Here is a 16,551-nt window from a genome sequence, read left to right as displayed (position 1 = left end):
ACCACGGGAATTTCTGCGCAGTCGGGTATCACAACCCTAAGCGGGAAAAAGTGTCTGGACCTATGGGGTCAAATCCAATATGCCCCACCATCTATTGGCGCAACTGTCTGCATAACCTAGTGTCGGCAAACACCCTCTCCCTGGTCAGCCTCAACCAAGAGGTTTCCCCAACGCTATGCGATCAGAACGGTCGCTCCCTGCCTCATTAAGACCCAATGGAGATGCAAGCAAGCCATCATCTAACTTGAAAAGCATCTCTGAACTTTGATGCTCATGGCGAAATCAAGAACGGGGATAAAGGCAGGCACGATTCAGTCCCGATACAGGGGGGCAAGGTAGGATCCGGATTGACTCGCCCTCTTCTTGACCCTCTAATTGACAGCCTGGACCCTTATCATCATGCATCTTATGAAAATCCTACTGGTCGAAGACGACAAGCTGCTCAATCACCACCTCTCCACGCTGTTGACCGAGGCCCAGAACCAGGTTTACAGCACGGACAATGCCCAGGTGGCGCTACACTACGCAGCCGACTACCCCATCGATGTCGCCATCATCGATCTGGGCCTGCCTGACATGGATGGCCTTCAGCTCATCACCCGCCTGCGCGAGCAGCAGATCCCCTTTCCCATCATTGTGCTGACGGCCAGAGGCAACTGGCAGGACAAGGTGGAAGGACTGGAGGCCGGGGCGGACGACTACCTGGTCAAACCCTTCCAGAAGGACGAGCTGCTGGCCCGCCTCAATGCGCTGGTACGCCGCAGCGCCGGCTTCATCTCCCCCAGAGTGAAGGCGGGTGACTACGAGCTGGATCTCTCCCGCAAGGAGCTGACCATCGCCGGCGAGGTCACCGTGCTGACCAGTTTCGAATATCTGATCCTGGAATACCTGATGCGAAATGCCCGTCAGGTGGTCTCCAAACAGCAGTTGCTGGATCAGCTCTATGGGGATGGTGAAGGGGATCCCAACACCATCGAGGTGATGGTGAGCCGGCTTCGCAAAAAACTGGATCCGGAAGGGAGCATCCAGCCCATCTCCACCATCCGCCGCCAGGGCTACATCTTCAACCTCGCCTGCAGCTGATGCGCCTTGCCATGTTGCATCCCCTGGCCCTGATCCGCCGCTCCCTGCACCTCAAGCTGATGCTGAGTGCCATGCTGGTCATCGCGCTCATCATGGCCTTCTCCGTCTACATCCTCTACCTCGGCCATGCCGAGGAGCAGGCCCAGAAAGCCAGTGTCCGCATGCAGGAGAACCTCTCCAAGTTGTTCTCGTCCAAGCAGCCGGAGCCCCACGCCATGACGGATCTAGGCAAGCTCACCCCGGATGCCATCGATCCCAATCTCGACACCCTGATCTGCCGCGCCGACGGAGTGCTGAGCTGGTCCAGCCTGCACATGCCGGAGGTGGTCTCCATCAAGGAGACCATCTGCCGGGATCTGATGAGATACCTGGGGGGACTGGATCAGGACTATTTCTTCAAGCTGCATACCATCAAGAACGGCGAGAGCTACTTCATCTACAGCCTGCGTTTCCTGCGCAATCATGGCGCCGGCCCCACCACCTACTACGTGGTGATGGTCGATTCCGCCCGGCGCTATCAGGCCCAGACCCGCGATTACCTCTACCGCTGCATTCGCCAGGCGCTGCTCGCCTACTGTCTGCTGGGCGCCCTGTTGCTGCTCACCAGTTTCTGGAGCCTCTCCTCCCTGCGCACCATGGCGCGCCAGATTGACGAGATCCGCGCCGGTACGCGAGAGGCGCTGTCAAACGACTACGAGCGCGAGCTGACCCCCCTGACAAGCTCGGTCAACCAGTTGCTGGAGAACGAACGCCAGCAGACCCAGCGCTACCAGCACGCCCTCAACGATCTCGCCCACAGCCTGAAAACCCGGCTGGCGCTCATCCAGATCACCGCCCAGGAGCTCAAGCTCGGCCACGACATCCATGACAACATCAATGAACAGATCACCACCATGGATCAGATCATCCAGTACCAGTTGCGCCGCGCCGTCACCGGACGAAAGCGCCTCGCGAGCAAGGGCACCGAGCCGGTTCCCCTCATCGAGAAGCTGCTGGCCAGCCTCGCCAAGGTCTATCGCCACAAGAAGCTGCAGACCGGCTTCCAGTTTGACGACGATGTCTTCTTTCACGGCGAGCAGGGCGATCTGATGGAGCTGATGGGCAACCTGCTGGACAACGCCTGCAAGTTCGCCATCAGCGAGATCCGGGTTCATGTCCGCCACCGGGAGAGCGGCCTGCTCATCGTGGTGGAAGACGACGGCCCCGGCATCGCCCCCGGCAAATCGCAGCAGATCTTCCAGCGCGGCGTGCGGGCTGACAGCTCCCCCGGCCAGGGGATTGGCCTCGCCGTGGTGACCGAAATCGTGCACAGCTACGGCGGCGAGATCCGGGTGGATGACTCCCCACTCGGCGGCGCGAGATTCCACATCACTCTCCCCTGACAGCGCAGGAGCCAGTACCTGGCTCCTGCCGCATTCGGGCGTTGCCATCCCGGTGCTTTCCATGTCTCACTCCTTATACCTCGACCAGGCCAAGCACATGGCAGCGAGGCTGACGAGCTTGCGCCCCCATCAGAAGCTGGCCTGCCGCTCCCCTCAGCCCCCATGCTCGCGCAGAAACGGCAGGCATAAAAAAACCGGCCGCGAGGGCCGGTAAAACAGTTCAGGCTTGTCAGGTGACAATGCGCACCCAGCGGATGAAGACCGGTTTCAATTCCCTATGAAGCCCCGTCCTCTTGAGTACGTAGGTTCACTTTACGCCCCGGTCACTGAATCGGGACTGAACCATGTTCACCCTGGCAAGGCTCAGAGACGGATCCCGAGGGACTGGCGCAGATAAGCCCCCGCCCCGAGCAGCCCCGGCCCTTCATGGGTGATGAGGAAGACCGGAATGTCTTTGAGATAAGGCTTGAAGCGCCCCTTGTCCTCGAAGGCGACCCGAAAGCCCGATCCGATGAAGAACTCCTGGAAGCGCGGCACTATGCCACCGGCGATGTAGACACCGCCGAAGGTGCCCATGTTGAGGGCCAGGTTGCCGGCAAAGCGGCCCATGAGCACGCAGAACAGGCTCAAGGTGCGACGGCAATCGAGGCAATCCCCCGCCAGCGCGCGCTCGGTGATGTCCTTGGGGGCAAAGGGTTCGGGCTCGCGGCCATCGGATTTGACCAGGCCGCGATAGAGATTGACGAGCCCGGGGCCCGAGAGGAAACGCTCCGCCGACACATGGCCCAGCTCGCCGCGCATCACCTGCAGCACCGCATCTTCCTCTTCCGTGTTGGCGGCGAAGTCCACGTGACCGCCCTCACCCGGCAAGCTCAGCCACTGCTCACCGGCCTGCACCAGGTGGGCAACGCCAAGGCCGGTCCCTGCGCCATAGATGGCGATGGGCTTGCCGGCGACTGGGGCCGCGCCCCCGAGCTGGATGCGATCGCTCTCGCCGAGCACGGGCACCGCCATGGAGACGGCAGTGAAATCGTTGATCACCTGCAGGCGTGCCAGGCCGAGGTTGGCCTGCATCTCGCGGATGGAGAACTCCCAGCTGTGGTTGGTCATGGCGACCCAGTCACCATTGATGGGACAGGCGATGGCGATGCACGCCTCGCCCACGGTGGCATCGTGCTCTTCGAGATAGAGGCGCACCACGGCCTCCAGGCTGGGATGGGCCAGCCCCGAATAGGTTTTTGCCTGGGAAATGGCGCCCGTCGCCAGTTCGCAGAGGGCCAGCCGGGCATTGGTACCGCCAACGTCGCCCACCAGCGCATGGGTATGCTGCATAACAAACTCCTTCGTTACCGACTCGGGGCGGCCCTTACCGTCCCGACATTATTATTTGGCTGCAATACTACTCGAGCCCGCAGCCGGGCTGCGCGATTTATGCAGACAAGTGTGCGCCCGCTCACAGTGTTGTTGCTTTGCAACATTTGTAAGCGTTTTCAAGACGCAAATGGAAGTTTGCAACTAAAAACACGAAATAATTAGACATGAGTCATACTTTGCAGGGCCGAGATTAGTTCCGATAAGCGCTTGTCTTGTATAGTCATCGCGGAGACTGGAAACCTGCTTGAGCTGTGAATTTAGTGCACAGACACTGAAGTTAAATTACAAAAATGCCTGGTGGTAATGATGAATACCCTCGATAAAATTACGAACAATCTGGAAAGTTTCAGTAAATCAGAGCGTAAGGTGGCTGAAGTGATCCTGGCCTCACCCCAGACCGCCATTCACTCCAGCATTGCTACCCTGGCCAAGCTGGCCGATGTGAGCGAACCGACCGTCAACCGTTTCTGCCGTCGCCTCGATACCAAGGGTTTTCCCGATTTCAAGCTGCACCTGGCCCAGGGCCTGGCCAACGGCACCCCTTATGTGAACCGCCACGTGGAAGCGGAAGACGGCCCGGATACCTATACCGCCAAGATCTTCGAATCCACCATGGCCTGCCTCGATGCCGCCAAGAACAGCCTGGACATCTCGGCCATCAACCGCTGCGTCGATATTCTGACCCAGTCCAAGAAGATCAGCTTCTTTGGTCTGGGCGCCTCCTCCGCCGTCGCCCGGGATGCCCAGAACAAGTTCTTCCGCTTCAATATCCCCGTCGTGAGCTTCGATGACATCGTCATGATGCGCATGAGCTGCATCAACAGCAGTGAAGGGGACGTGGTGGTCCTCATCTCCCACACCGGCCGCACCAAGGCCCTGGTGGAAATTGCCGCGCTGGCCCGGGAAAACGATGCCACCGTCATCGGCATGACCGCCAAGGACTCTCCTCTGGCCCGCGAATGCAATCTGGTGCTCTCCATGGACGTGCCGGAAGACACCGACGTCTACATGCCCATGGCCTCGCGCATCGCCCAGCTCGCCCTGGTGGACGTGCTGGCCACCGGTTTTACCCTGCGCCGTGGCATGAAATTTCGCGAAAACCTGAAGAAAGTCAAAGAAGGTTTGCGCGAATCCCGCTTTGATACCCCGCACTCCTCCTGATCATTCGGGGGTCCGCCCCCGACTGTCTATGCCAACGGGCTTGGTGTAGTATCGAAATTCAATCAAACAAGGCCACCCAGATGGCCTGCCAGTTGGCGCCATGCCACATGCTTGACGGGGCAGTATTTCAAGTCATATCAACTTCACATTGGAGTCTTTCATGCCAAGACGTACAAAGATTGTTACCACACTCGGTCCGGCGACCGATCGCGACGGCATTCTCGAGGGGATCATTCGCGCCGGTGCCGACATGGTGCGGATGAACTTCTCCCACGGCACTCCTGAAGATCATATCCAGCGCGCCAACCAGGTGCGTGACATCGCCGCCAAGCTGGGCCGCCACGTGGCCATCATGGGCGATCTGCAAGGCCCCAAGATCCGCGTCTCCACCTTCAAGGATGGCAAGATCTACCTCGCCATCGGTGACAAGTTCATTCTCGATGCCGCCCTCGGCAAGGGAGAAGGCTGCCAGGAGCAGGTCGGCATCGACTACAAGAGCCTGCCGCAGGACGTGGTATCCGGTGACATCCTGCTGCTGGACGATGGCCGCGTGCAACTGAAGGTCGAGCAGGTCGAAGGCACCCGCATCCACACCACGGTGACCGTGGCCGGCCCTCTCTCCAACAACAAGGGCATCAACAAGAAAGGTGGCGGCCTCTCCGCCCCAGCCCTGACCGAGAAGGACAAGGAAGACATCAAGACCGCCGCCCGCATGAACGTGGACTACCTGGCGGTCTCCTTCCCCCGCAGCGGCGATGATCTGCGCTACGCCCGCGAACTGGCCCGCGAAGCTGGCTCCAACGCCAAGATCGTGGCCAAGGTCGAGCGCGCCGAGACCGTCGCCAGCGACGAGGCGATGGAAGACATCATCCTTGGCTCCGATGCCGTCATGGTGGCCCGTGGTGACCTGGGTGTCGAAATCGGCGACCCCGAACTGGTGGGTGTGCAGAAGAAGCTCATTCGCCACTCCCGCCGCCTGAATCGCGTGGTCATCACCGCGACCCAGATGATGGAGTCCATGATCAACGCACCGCTCCCGACCCGTGCCGAAGTCATGGACGTGGCCAACGCCGTGCTGGACGGTACCGATGCGGTGATGCTCTCCGCCGAGACCGCCGCCGGCCAGTTCCCCATCGAGACCGTGACCTCCATGGCCAGCGTCTGTGTGGGCGCCGAGAAGCACCCGAGCCTGAACGTCTCCAACCACCGCATGAGCTACACCTTCACCTCGGTGGAAGAGGCGGTGGCCATGTCCACCATGTATGCGGCCAACCACCTGGAAGGGGTCAAGGCGATCGTGGCGCTGACCGAGTCGGGCACCACCCCGCTGCTGATGTCCCGCATCAGCTCCGGCCTGCCCATCTTCGCCATGTCTCCTCACAACAAGACCCTGGCCTGGGCCAACCTCTACCGCGGCGTCACCCCCGTGCTGTTTGATGGCGACGAGACCAAGCCGGTCTACGAGGTGTGCCGCGACGCGCTGGACGTGCTCAAGGCCAAGGGTCTGCTGCAAAGCGGCGACATGGTATTGCTCACCCACGGCGACAAGATGGAAACCGTCGGCAGCACCAACACCTGCAAGGTAATGATGGTCGAGTAATCGCCCCTCCTCCCTGCAACAAAAACGGCTCCCGCGGGAGCCGTTTTTTTTATGGGATCTGCCCGGGTTCAACCGCGAAACAGCTCCACCTTGTCCCCATCCTGCAGGCTGCCGGCGCCGCGCACCACCACCTTGTCTCCCTGCTTGAGGGCGCCACTCACCGCCACCTCCCGGCTGTCCCCAAAGAGCACGGTGACCGGCACCCGGTTCACCGTGAGCGCCTCGCCGCGCTGCTCCACCTGATAGACCACGCTCCCCTCGGTGCCGAGCACCAGGGCATCCCGAGGCAGCAGCATGGTGTGCTGCTCTCCCATCGGCAGCGCCACCCGCACTGGCGAGCCGATGATGAACGTGCCCGCTTCCGGCTTGAGGCGCAGCTCGATGAGCCGGGACTTGGGATCGGCGCTCGCCGCCCGCTGGTAATAGATGGCGTGGCTGCTGAGCTGCTCCCCTTCCACCCGCAACCGGGTCTGGGTAGCCAGTTGCCGGGCCCAGGCGATGGGCGCACGCAACCGGATGTCCGGCTGGTCCGGATTGACCAGCTCAAGCGCCTGTTCGCCCGCATCCACATGCTCCCCCGGCTGGATGAAGTGTTCATTCACCACTCCGTCAAACGGGGCAAAGATGCGGCTTCTGCGCAGCTGCTCCTCAATCTGGCGCACCTGCACCCGCGCCAGCTGCTCGGCCAGCTCAGCCTGCTCCACGTCATAGCGCGCCTTGTCATACTGGCTCTGGGAGGCACTCTTTTGCTGGTGCAAACGATCCAGGCGCTGGAACTCGGCGCGAGCGTAACGCAGATTGCTCCCCTCTCTGGCTTGTTCCGCCCTCGCCTGCTCCAGCGAGAGGCGCAGGGTCGCGCTGTCCAGGCGCAGCAACTCGTCCCCCGTCTTCACCCGGCTGCCAAACTCGGCTATCCACTCCACCCGACCGCTCACTTCGGCGCTGAGCGCCGCCTGCTGGCGGCTTGCCACCGTTCCGCTAACCCAGATGCTGGCCCCCGCCTCTCCCTGGGCCACCTCCGCCAGCGTCACCATCTTGCTTTGTGCAAGCGCAGGCAGCCCGCCAGCCAGCAGCAGAGCCCCCACCACTACCCTTGTGAAACCTTGTGTCATCGATGAGCTCCTTGCTCAGGCACGCTGCCGAAGGGCGTGCGGTATGTCGGTCTGCTCCCCCAACCGCAGGAAGGCGGGCAACAGGATCAGGGTGAAGAGGGTGCTGCAACTCATGCCGCCGACGATGACGGTGGCCAGCCCCCGGTAGATTTCGCTCCCCTCGCTCGGACTCAGCATCAGGGGCAGCATGCCGAAGATGCTGGTGAGGCTGGTCATGGCGATGGGACGCATCCGGCTTTGCAGAGCATCGGTGACTGCCGACTGTCGGCTCATCCCCTCCCGCTCGGCCATCCTGGTCTGGTGCACCAGCAGAATGGCGTTGTTGACCACCAACCCGAGCAGGATGACGAAGCCGATGATGGTGAGCAAGTCCATCGGCAGCGGCGCCACCAGACCGCTCAGGTGCAGCGCCAGCACGCCGCCTACGGTGGCGAGCGGCAAGGTGAGCAGCACCAGCACGGCATCCTTGAGGGAGGCGAAGACCCCCCACAGCAGAATGAGCAGTATCATCACGGCGAACAGGAAGATGCTGCCGAGGTTGCCGAGCGCCTGCTGCAGGCTGTCGGCATTGCCGGCGACCCGCAGCTCCCCCCCGGCCGGCAGCAACGGCCGGATGGCGGCAAAGCTCTTGTGCTGCAGGGTGTCGAGCACCTGCTCCATGCTCATCCCCGCCGGGGGCGATATCTGCAGGCTGATGCTGCGCCGCCCATCGGATCGGAAGATGCTCTCAGGCCCGAGTTGCGGCTCCACCCGCAGCAGTTCCCCAAGGGGAACGATGCGCCCGGACGGGGTAGCAAGCGGCACCGCCTTGAGCTCGTCCGGGTTGGCGGAGGCCTGCCCCATCAGCAGGATGTCGAGCCGCTCATCCCCGTCGAAATATTCGCCGACCCGCAGACCATCGCCAAAGGTCTGGATGATGGCGGGCATGGGGGAGCGATCCCAGCCCACCTCGGCCAGGCGCCTGTCCTGGGGCACCAGCCGAAGCTCGGGAGCGGTGAAATCGAGTCCGGGCTCTGGCCTGACCTGGGCGCCGGGCAAGTCCCGCTGCACTATGGTCATGCTCTCCCTGGCCGCCTGATAGAGTTCGGGTAGCCCACCCCCCTGGATCAGCAGGGAGATGCTGTTTTCACTGTCAAAACCGCCAAACAAGGACCCCTGACCGCCAAATACCCGGGTGTCGGGAATGCCCACCAGCAATTGCTTCATCAAGAGCTGCTCCAGCACCTTGATCTGGTTATCCTCCTTTGGTCGCACCCCGATCTGGGCACCGCCCGGGTAGCGCAGGATGTAGTAGTTCTTGAGGACAGGCTCCTTCTCCCCTTTCATATAGGGGTCGAGGCGGGCAATCAGGGTATCGATCACCTCCTCCCGCTGGGCCTTGAGATTGACCCCGGGGGTGAAACTCATCCAGACGTCGATGGCGTCCCGCTTCACATCCGGCAGGTAGTTCATCTTGGGCAACATCAACCAGCTCACCAGCACAGGCCCCGTCATCATCAGGACGATAATGGCCCAGCGCCTGGGGGCGGTGGCAGTCCAGCGGATCACATGGCGGGTGACGCGGCACCACAGGCGCTCAAAGGGATCAATCAGCCGCTCGTGCCCCATCCAGCGCGCCGCCACCGCAGGCAACACCGTGACCGCCACCACCATGGAGACGGTCACCGCGCAGGCGATGGTGAGCGCAAGATCGGCAAACAACTGCCCTTCCACGTCGTTGAGCAGGAGCACCGGCAGGAAGATGGCGACCGTGGTCAGGGTGGACGCCACCAGAGCGGTCCACACCCGGCGGGTGCCCTCCAGCGCCGCCTCTCCCTTGCTGATGTCACCCCGCTCATGGCGCCGGTAGATGCTCTCAAGCACCACGATGGCGGCGTCGAGCACCATGCCGACCGCAAACGCAATGCCCGCCAGGGAGATGATATTGAGGGTCCGCCCCATCACCTTGAGCAGGCAGAAGGTGAGCATGATGCTGATGGGGATGGCGATCGCGATCATCAGGGTCGCCTTGAGCTGGCGCAGAAAGACCCAGAGGATGGCGCAGGAGAGCAGCACCCCGAGCCCCAGGTTGGCGGTCACCATGCTCACCGCTCGGTTGATGTAGAGGGAAGCGTCAAACGACTGCTCCATGTGCAGGCCGACCGGCTCCAGCACCTCCCGGTTGAGCTCCCCGACCTTGGCCTTGATCCCCTCGAGCGCCGCCAGGGCATTGGCGCCGCTTTCCTTGAAGATCTGCGCCGCGATGGCGGTGTTGCCGTTCTGGATGCGCAGCACCGGGTTCTCCTCCCGGGCCACTCTGATCTCGGCCACGTCCCGCAGATAGATGGGCAGGCCGTCACGCCAGTCCACCACCTTGTCCCCCAGGGCCGCCACGTCATAGCGACCGGCAAAGCGCAGCTTGTACTCCCAGCGTCCGATGTCGAGGGTCCCGGCCGACACATCCCAGCCCGTCGTTGCCCGGCTGGCGAGCACCGGGATCTCCACCCCCAGCTCGGCGGCGCGGTAAGGGTCGAAGCGGATCTGGATCTGGCGCTCGTTGATCCCCTCGATGTCGACCGTGGACACCCCGGGGATCCGCTCCAGCTCGGGCTTGACCCTCGCCTCGATCAGCGCCTGGTGATCGTCTATCTCCCCCTTGGCGCCGGGCAGTTGCTGGATGAAGAAGAAGGTCAGGGTGTCGTTGCTGCTGTAGTTGTTGACGTAAGGGCCACCGATGTTGTCCGGCAGCCCCGAGACCCGGTTCAGGCGGGAGATGACGTCAAGCTGGGCCCGCTGCATGTCGGTGCCGAGGGCAAACTCCATGTCGATTTCGGTGAAGCCGGGGTAGCTGTTGCTGCTGAGGCTCTTGAGCCCCTGTACCCCCTGCATCTCTTGCTCGATGGGATCGGTTATCTCCGACTCCATCTCCTGGGGCGAGGCCGAGCGCCAGTCCACCGTGATGTTGAGGTGAGGACGGTCTATGTCGGGAAACAGCTGGACGGGCAGTCCCCGGATGCTGAGCAGGCCCAGCAAAAAAATCAGCACAACCGAGACCGCCACCCAGATGGGGCGTTCGATCGCCGTTTTGGCGAGGTTCATTCACTCTTCCTGAGTTGTTGTTATCGGCCATTCCGATGGCCTTGCTTCCTGCCCCAAGGGTGGGGGCCATTGCATTAAACTGGAATTAATCGACCTTGTAAATGGCTGGTTAAACAACAAAAAACCGGCCACTAGGGCCGGTTGTCGGTTTATGCTCGGGGTCAGGCTGCATGCTCGACCGGGTTCGGTTGAGACAAACCTTCCAGCTCGCCAGGAGCGAAGTTGTCCACCTGGATAGCCTCGTAGCGCAGGGCATCGGCGGCCAGCAGCTTGTCCGCCTCCTCCTTGCCGAGGATGGACTGGGACAGGGCGGCAGCCACCAGCTCAGGCAGCGCCAGCTTGCGGGGCAGTCTGCCCTCTTTCTGGGCCTGCACCAGCTTCTTCTCGATGGGCTGCACCAAGACCATGGCCTGGAAGGCACGCTCCATCAGCCCCACCGGATCCGCCTCGTCCTTGCCCACATAACAGAGCGCGGTCAGACGATCCCGGAACTCGCCCGGCGTCATCATGGCCAGACAGATGGCATGGCAGCGATCGTCCGCCGGCATCTTGTAACCGACGCCGAACGGGAACACCACCCGCTTGAGTACGGCACCCACCACCTTGTTCGGGAAGTTCTGGAAGAAGCCCTCGAACGCCTTGCCAATCAGGTAGAGGTTGCGCTCCACCGCGTACTGGACGAACGGCAGGTCAGAGACCATGCGGCCCTGATCCTCGTAATGCTTGAGGGTGGCGGAGGCCAGGTAGAGGTGACTCAGCACGTCACCCAGACGGGCGGAGATCATCTCCTTGCGCTTGAGATCCCCGCCCAGCATCAGCATGGAGACGTCGGCGCACAGGGCAAGCCCCTTGCTCATGCGAGAGAGCTGCTTGTAGTAGCGGGCGGTTTCGCCAGCCACCGGGGCGCTGTTGAACTGGCCCAGGGTCAGCCCCTGGAACAGGGCACCGAAGAAGTTGCCGGTACCGAAGGCGATGTGTTTCATCAACAGGGCGTCAAACTTCTCGAGACCGCGCTCCACATCGGTGTCGGCCGCCGCTTCCAGCTCGGCAAACACATACGGATGGCAGCGGGTGGCCCCTTGCCCGAAGATCATCAGGTTGCGGGTCAGGATGTTGGCCCCTTCCACCGTGATGGCCACCGGAATGCCCATGTAGGCGTAGCCGGTGTAGTTTTTCGGGCCCAGCTGGATGGCACGACCGGCGTGGATGTCCATGGAGTCATCCATCACCTGGCGGGCCATCTCGGTCATGTGGTACTTGGAAATCGCGGTGACGATGGCCGGTGCCTGACCCAAATCCAGGGAACCTGCAGTCATGCGACGAGCCCCTTCCAGCTGATAGGTGAGTCCGCCGATACGGGCCAGCGCTTCCTGCACCCCTTCAAACTTGCCGATGGACATGCCGAACTGCTTGCGCACGTAGGAGTAGGCGCCCACGGTGCGGCTCGCCATGTGACCGCAGGCGGTGCCAAGGGCTGGCAGCGAGATGCCGCGACCGGCGGAGAGGCACTCCACCAGCATGCGCCAGCCGCGGCCGGCGTAATCCGGGCCACCGATGATCCAGTCGAGCGGAATGAACACATCCTTGCCGAAGGTCGGGCCGTTCAGGAACGCCAACCCCATGGGGTAGTGGCGATCGCCGACGCGCACGCCAGGGTGACTGGTCGGGATCAGCGCACAGGTGATGCCGATCTCTTCCTTGTCACCCAGCAGTTTTTCCGGGTCATAGAGCTTGAACGCCAGCCCCAGCACGGTGGCGCGCGGCGCCAGGGTGATGTAGCGCTTGTTCCAGTTCAGGCGAATGCCCAGCACCTCTTCCCCCTTGTGCATCCCCTTGCAGACGATCCCCTTGTCCGGGATGGCGCCCGCATCGGAGCCCGCTTCCGGCCCGGTCAGAGCGAAGCAGGGTACCTCCTTGCCGTTGGCCAGCCCCGGCAGCCAGAAATCTTTCTGGGCCTGGGTGCCGTAATGCATCAGCAGCTCGCCCGGGCCGAGGGAGTTGGGCACCATGACGGTGACCGCGACGCTCAGGCTCTTGGTGGCGATACGGGTGACGATGGTGGAGTTGGCAATCGCCGAGAACTCGCGGCCGCCGTAGGATTTCGGGATGATCAGGGAGAAGAAGCCTTCTTTCTTCAGATAGTCCCACACCGGCTCCGGCAGGTCCTTGGTCTCGTTGACGATCTTGAAGTCGTCCACCATGGCGAGCAGGGTTTCGACCTGGTTGTCGATAAAGGCCTGCTCTTCTGCGCTCAGCTCGGCCTTGCCGTAGCCGTGCAGTTTCTTCCAGTCCGGGTTGCCGCGAAACAGCTCCCCGTCCCACCAGACGGAGCCGGCCTCCATGGCCTCCCGCTCGGTGGCCGACAGGGGCGGCAATATCTTCTTGAAGATGCCGAACACGGGGCGGGTCACCACCTTTTTACGGATGGCGGGGACACCGAGCACCACGGCTATCGCCAGCACCAGCAGGACAAGCAATGTGATCATACCGAAGTTCCTTCTATTTCACTGTTTCCGTTGATTATTGTTAGGTGTTACACCGCCAGGGAGAGCCTGGTCGACTCCACGGGCGCCCCGACACCGGACGCCAGATAAGGAATGACGTTGCGCACCAGCCCTTCCACATCGAGCTGCTGGCCAAAATCGGCCTGGGCGATGTCACGCAGGGCATCCGCAGAGGCCATGGTGAAGACGACGGTGCCCAGGGTGAAGTGCAGGCGCCAGAAGAGATCCGCTGGCGACAAATCCGGATTGGCCTTGGAGATGGCCTGGGTGATCCCGTGCAGGGTCGCCCCATAATGGGTGGTAATAAAGCGGCGCAGGTGGCCCTGACTGTCGATATAGCCGCGCCCCAGCAACTGCATGAAGAGCGCCGGGCCATTCGCCCTGACGGCCGACAGTTTCATCAGGGGTTCGACAAAGCTCTCGAACACCTGTAACAGGGTCAGCTGATCCTGCGCCATCAACGTCTGCAACCGCCCGTCCAGTGCCGGCATGAAGAGGCTCAGATAACGGTCGAGCACCGCCTGGATAAGCTCCTTCTTGGAGCCGAAGTGATAATTGACCGAAGCCAGGTTCACATCGGCCTCGCTGGTGATCAGACGCAACGAGGTATCGGCGAACCCCCGCTCGGCAAACAGCACCTCGGCGGCGTCGAGAATACGGTTCTTGGTATCGATTTTACTCACTGGACACCTCACTTAAACGAATGTTTAAAAAGTACGTTTCACGCCCACCCATGTCAAGAGAATGTGAACAAGTGTTGGCTAAATGTTTTTAATCAAAAAAGAGGGAAGATGGCGGGAACTTCGCGGCGAGACGGCACTCTATATCTATGCCACTGCAATTAAACATTAAGTCTCGCCCAACCTGCGTCATGCTAGTTGGGCATTTTTTTGGCCTGCCGTCACCCGATGCGCCGACAGAGAACCAAAAAAAAACCGTCGCAGGGGCGACGGCGGGGAAAACGGGTCTGACCATCCAGTGTCGACCCATCGATGGGTGTTCAGGCTTGCATCGATGTCGCCATCTTCGCAGTGAAACGTCATCAGACTTTGTCAGCACAGACCCAAATTGTGACAAAGTATGGCAACCAGCCACATGGCCCGGCTTCGCCAATCTTGCTATGCTGTCGCCTCATGCCAGAGGGGAGAGAAGATGAAGTATACGGTCGATACCCACACGCACACCGTCGCCAGCACCCACGCCTACAGCACCATTCACGATTACCTGCCCATCGCCAAAGCCAAGGGGATCAAGCTGTTCGCCACCACGGACCATGGCCCGGACATGGCTGATGCCCCGCATTACTGGCATTTCGTCAATCTGCACGTGTTGCCCAGGGTCGTGGACGGGGTCGGCATCCTGCGCGGCATCGAAGCCAACATCAAGAACATCGACGGTGAAATAGACTTCCCCGAGCGCTACGAATCGCGGCTCGACATGATCATGGCGGGCTTTCACGAACCGGTGTTTCCCCCCTGCGATCAGGCGACCCATACCCAGGCCATGATCAACGCCATTCGAAGTGGTCGGGTCGACATGATAAGCCACCCCGGTAATCCCGCCTTCCCCATCGATATCCAGGCGGTGGTCAAGGCAGCGGCAGAGTATCGAGTGGCGCTGGAGGTCAACAACTCCTCGTTCAGTCACTCCCGTGCAGGCAGTGAAAGCAACTGCCGCGCCATCGTCGAGGCGGCGCGCGATCTGGGTGCCTACCTCACTTTCGGCTCCGACTCCCACGTGGCATTCAGCCTCGGCGACTTTGATCACTGCCATCGGCTGGTCACCGAAGCCAACTTCCCACATGAGCGGATCCTGGCCCGCTCCCCCCGCGCACTGCTCGATTTTCTCGAGAGCCGCGGCCGTGCTCACATCCCGGAGTTCATTGACCTCTGATATGCCTTAACATCATGAGCCAACTCATAAAATCGAGTTGGCTCAATTGACTTGTCCGGCTTTTTTCACGACTCTGAACATCAAGCCGCCGGTATAGCTCAGTTGGTAGAGCAGCGCATTCGTAATGCGAAGGTCGTAGGTTCGACTCCTATTACCGGCACCAGATAAAACAAAGGGTTAGCTTAACTCAGAAGCTAACCATTTGTGCTTTTTAGCTCTATACCCCTCCCCATACCCCGCTTTTGTTCATCATTACCCCCCTGAACTTCACTTTCTGATCCAGCTCCGTCCTGAATGTACTTACCCCCTAAAGATGAATGCGTCTTATTACATTAATTTACAGGTATATGTTATCTCCATGAACCTACCCAAGGGACTGCTCTGTACAGTCCCTTTTTCATTGGAGATTTCTCATGGCTCACCTGATCGATACGATGGCCTACACCGGCCAAACACCTTGGCACGGCCTTGGTAATATCTTGCCCCCGCAACAATCCCTCGATATCTGGCTACAGGCAGCCGGGATGGATTGGACCATCGAGCAGAGCGACGTGATGTTTAACGTCGCCTCCGATGCACTGCATATCCGCCCCTACAGCGACAGCAAGGTGCTGTATCGCTCCGATACCCTCGCCCCCCTGTCGGTGGTCTCAAGCCGCTACAACGTGGTACAGCCTCACGAGGTGCTGCACTTCTATCAAGATCTGGTGGAAGCCGGTGGCTTTGAGCTGGAGACCGCAGGCTCACTCAAAGGCGGCCGCAAGCTGTGGGCACTGGCTAAGACCGGGCAGGATCTAAAACTCAAAGGCAATGACTTGGTAAAGTCCTATCTGCTGTTGGCGACCAGCTGCGACGGCACACTCTGCACCACGGCACAGTTCACCTCGCTGCGAGTAGTCTGCAACAACACCCTGCAGATGGCGCTGCGCGGCGCTACCAGCGCCATCAAGGTGCCCCACTCCACTCAGTTCGATGCGGCGACAGTCAAAGAGTCGCTCGGGCTGGGGCTGTCTCATTGGGATGAGTTCAAGGCACAGACCAAGGCGCTGGCACAGCGGCCCGTCGCCCCCGAAGAGGCGCTGCGCTTTTTCAGCGATCTGTTGGCGCAACCGCTCGATGAGGAGAACATCATTCTCACCAAGCCGGTACAACGGCTGCATGAGCTCTATCAGGGCGTAGGCATGGGCTCAGAACTTACGAGCTCCCGCAATACCGCCTGGGGGCTGGTCAATGCGGTCACCGAATACGTGGATCACCACCGCCGTGCTCGCAGCCAGGATCACCGGCTCGATTCCGCTTGGTTCGGTCAGGGTGCCCAACTCAAATCCCAAGCCCTGAATCAGGCACTCACTCTGCTGCAGTAA

The 16,551-nt window shown here is 61.1% G+C and carries 11 protein-coding genes and 1 tRNA gene; 7 read left to right on the top strand and 5 right to left on the bottom strand.

Annotated features, from left to right (window positions below; genetic code table 11):
• Positions 1–408: 408 nt before the first annotated feature.
• Both PG887_RS15435 and PG887_RS15430 read left to right on the top strand, forming a co-directional pair.
• Complete coding sequence (locus tag PG887_RS15435; RefSeq protein ID WP_041207018.1) at positions 409–1,083, top strand: response regulator; 675 nt, start codon at positions 409–411, stop codon at positions 1,081–1,083.
• Positions 1,084–1,094: 11 nt separating this feature from the next.
• On the top strand, positions 1,095–2,465 hold the full coding sequence (locus tag PG887_RS15430; protein WP_411859090.1) for an ATP-binding protein: 1,371 nt from the start codon (positions 1,095–1,097) through the stop codon (positions 2,463–2,465).
• 363 nt (positions 2,466–2,828) lie between these two features.
• On the opposite strand, the gene glk is transcribed toward PG887_RS15430, so the two are convergent.
• Positions 2,829–3,797 carry a glucokinase gene (gene glk, locus PG887_RS15425; protein ID WP_039041241.1) on the bottom strand — a complete coding sequence of 323 codons (969 nt, stop codon included), beginning with the start codon at positions 3,795–3,797 and terminating at the stop codon, positions 2,829–2,831.
• A 348-nt stretch (positions 3,798–4,145) separates the two neighbouring features.
• Between glk and PG887_RS15420 the strand changes: the two genes are divergently transcribed.
• Both PG887_RS15420 and pyk read left to right on the top strand, forming a co-directional pair.
• Positions 4,146–5,000, top strand: coding sequence for a MurR/RpiR family transcriptional regulator (locus PG887_RS15420; RefSeq protein ID WP_270822165.1), 855 nt, complete (start codon positions 4,146–4,148; stop codon positions 4,998–5,000).
• A 160-nt stretch (positions 5,001–5,160) separates the two neighbouring features.
• Positions 5,161–6,600, top strand: a complete 1,440-nt coding sequence (gene pyk / locus PG887_RS15415; protein WP_041214849.1) for a pyruvate kinase — start codon at positions 5,161–5,163, stop codon at positions 6,598–6,600.
• A 68-nt stretch (positions 6,601–6,668) separates the two neighbouring features.
• On the opposite strand, the gene PG887_RS15410 is transcribed toward pyk, so the two are convergent.
• From PG887_RS15410 to PG887_RS15395, 4 genes are all read right to left on the bottom strand, one after another.
• On the bottom strand, positions 6,669–7,712 hold the full coding sequence (locus tag PG887_RS15410) for an efflux RND transporter periplasmic adaptor subunit (protein ID WP_270822163.1): 1,044 nt from the start codon (positions 7,710–7,712) through the stop codon (positions 6,669–6,671).
• 15 nt (positions 7,713–7,727) lie between these two features.
• Complete coding sequence (locus PG887_RS15405; RefSeq protein ID WP_042017492.1) at positions 7,728–10,790, bottom strand: efflux RND transporter permease subunit; 3,063 nt, start codon at positions 10,788–10,790, stop codon at positions 7,728–7,730.
• Positions 10,791–10,951: 161 nt separating this feature from the next.
• Positions 10,952–13,276, bottom strand: coding sequence for an acyl-CoA dehydrogenase (locus tag PG887_RS15400; RefSeq protein WP_010675344.1), 2,325 nt, complete (start codon positions 13,274–13,276; stop codon positions 10,952–10,954).
• A 47-nt stretch (positions 13,277–13,323) separates the two neighbouring features.
• Complete coding sequence (locus PG887_RS15395) at positions 13,324–13,977, bottom strand: TetR/AcrR family transcriptional regulator (protein WP_005324182.1); 654 nt, start codon at positions 13,975–13,977, stop codon at positions 13,324–13,326.
• 469 nt (positions 13,978–14,446) lie between these two features.
• Between PG887_RS15395 and PG887_RS15390 the strand changes: the two genes are divergently transcribed.
• The 3 genes from PG887_RS15390 to PG887_RS15380 all read left to right on the top strand — a co-directional run bounded on the left by PG887_RS15390 (position 14,447) and on the right by PG887_RS15380 (position 16,551).
• The gene (locus PG887_RS15390) at positions 14,447–15,187 is read left to right on the top strand and encodes a phosphatase (RefSeq protein ID WP_039041236.1); all 741 of its coding nucleotides are present in this window, start codon (positions 14,447–14,449) and stop codon (positions 15,185–15,187) included.
• Positions 15,188–15,274: 87 nt separating this feature from the next.
• A tRNA-Thr gene (locus PG887_RS15385) sits at positions 15,275–15,350 on the top strand.
• Between the two features lie 250 nt (positions 15,351–15,600).
• Positions 15,601–16,551 (top strand): DUF932 domain-containing protein, encoded by a 951-nt coding sequence (locus PG887_RS15380; protein ID WP_223917369.1) that lies wholly within the window; start codon positions 15,601–15,603, stop codon positions 16,549–16,551.

Origin of the sequence: Aeromonas sp. QDB14, from assembly GCF_027707845.1 — a bacterium.
Taxonomy (GTDB): domain Bacteria; phylum Pseudomonadota; class Gammaproteobacteria; order Enterobacterales; family Aeromonadaceae; genus Aeromonas; species Aeromonas caviae.
This window is presented reverse-complemented; position numbering and strand designations above follow the sequence as displayed.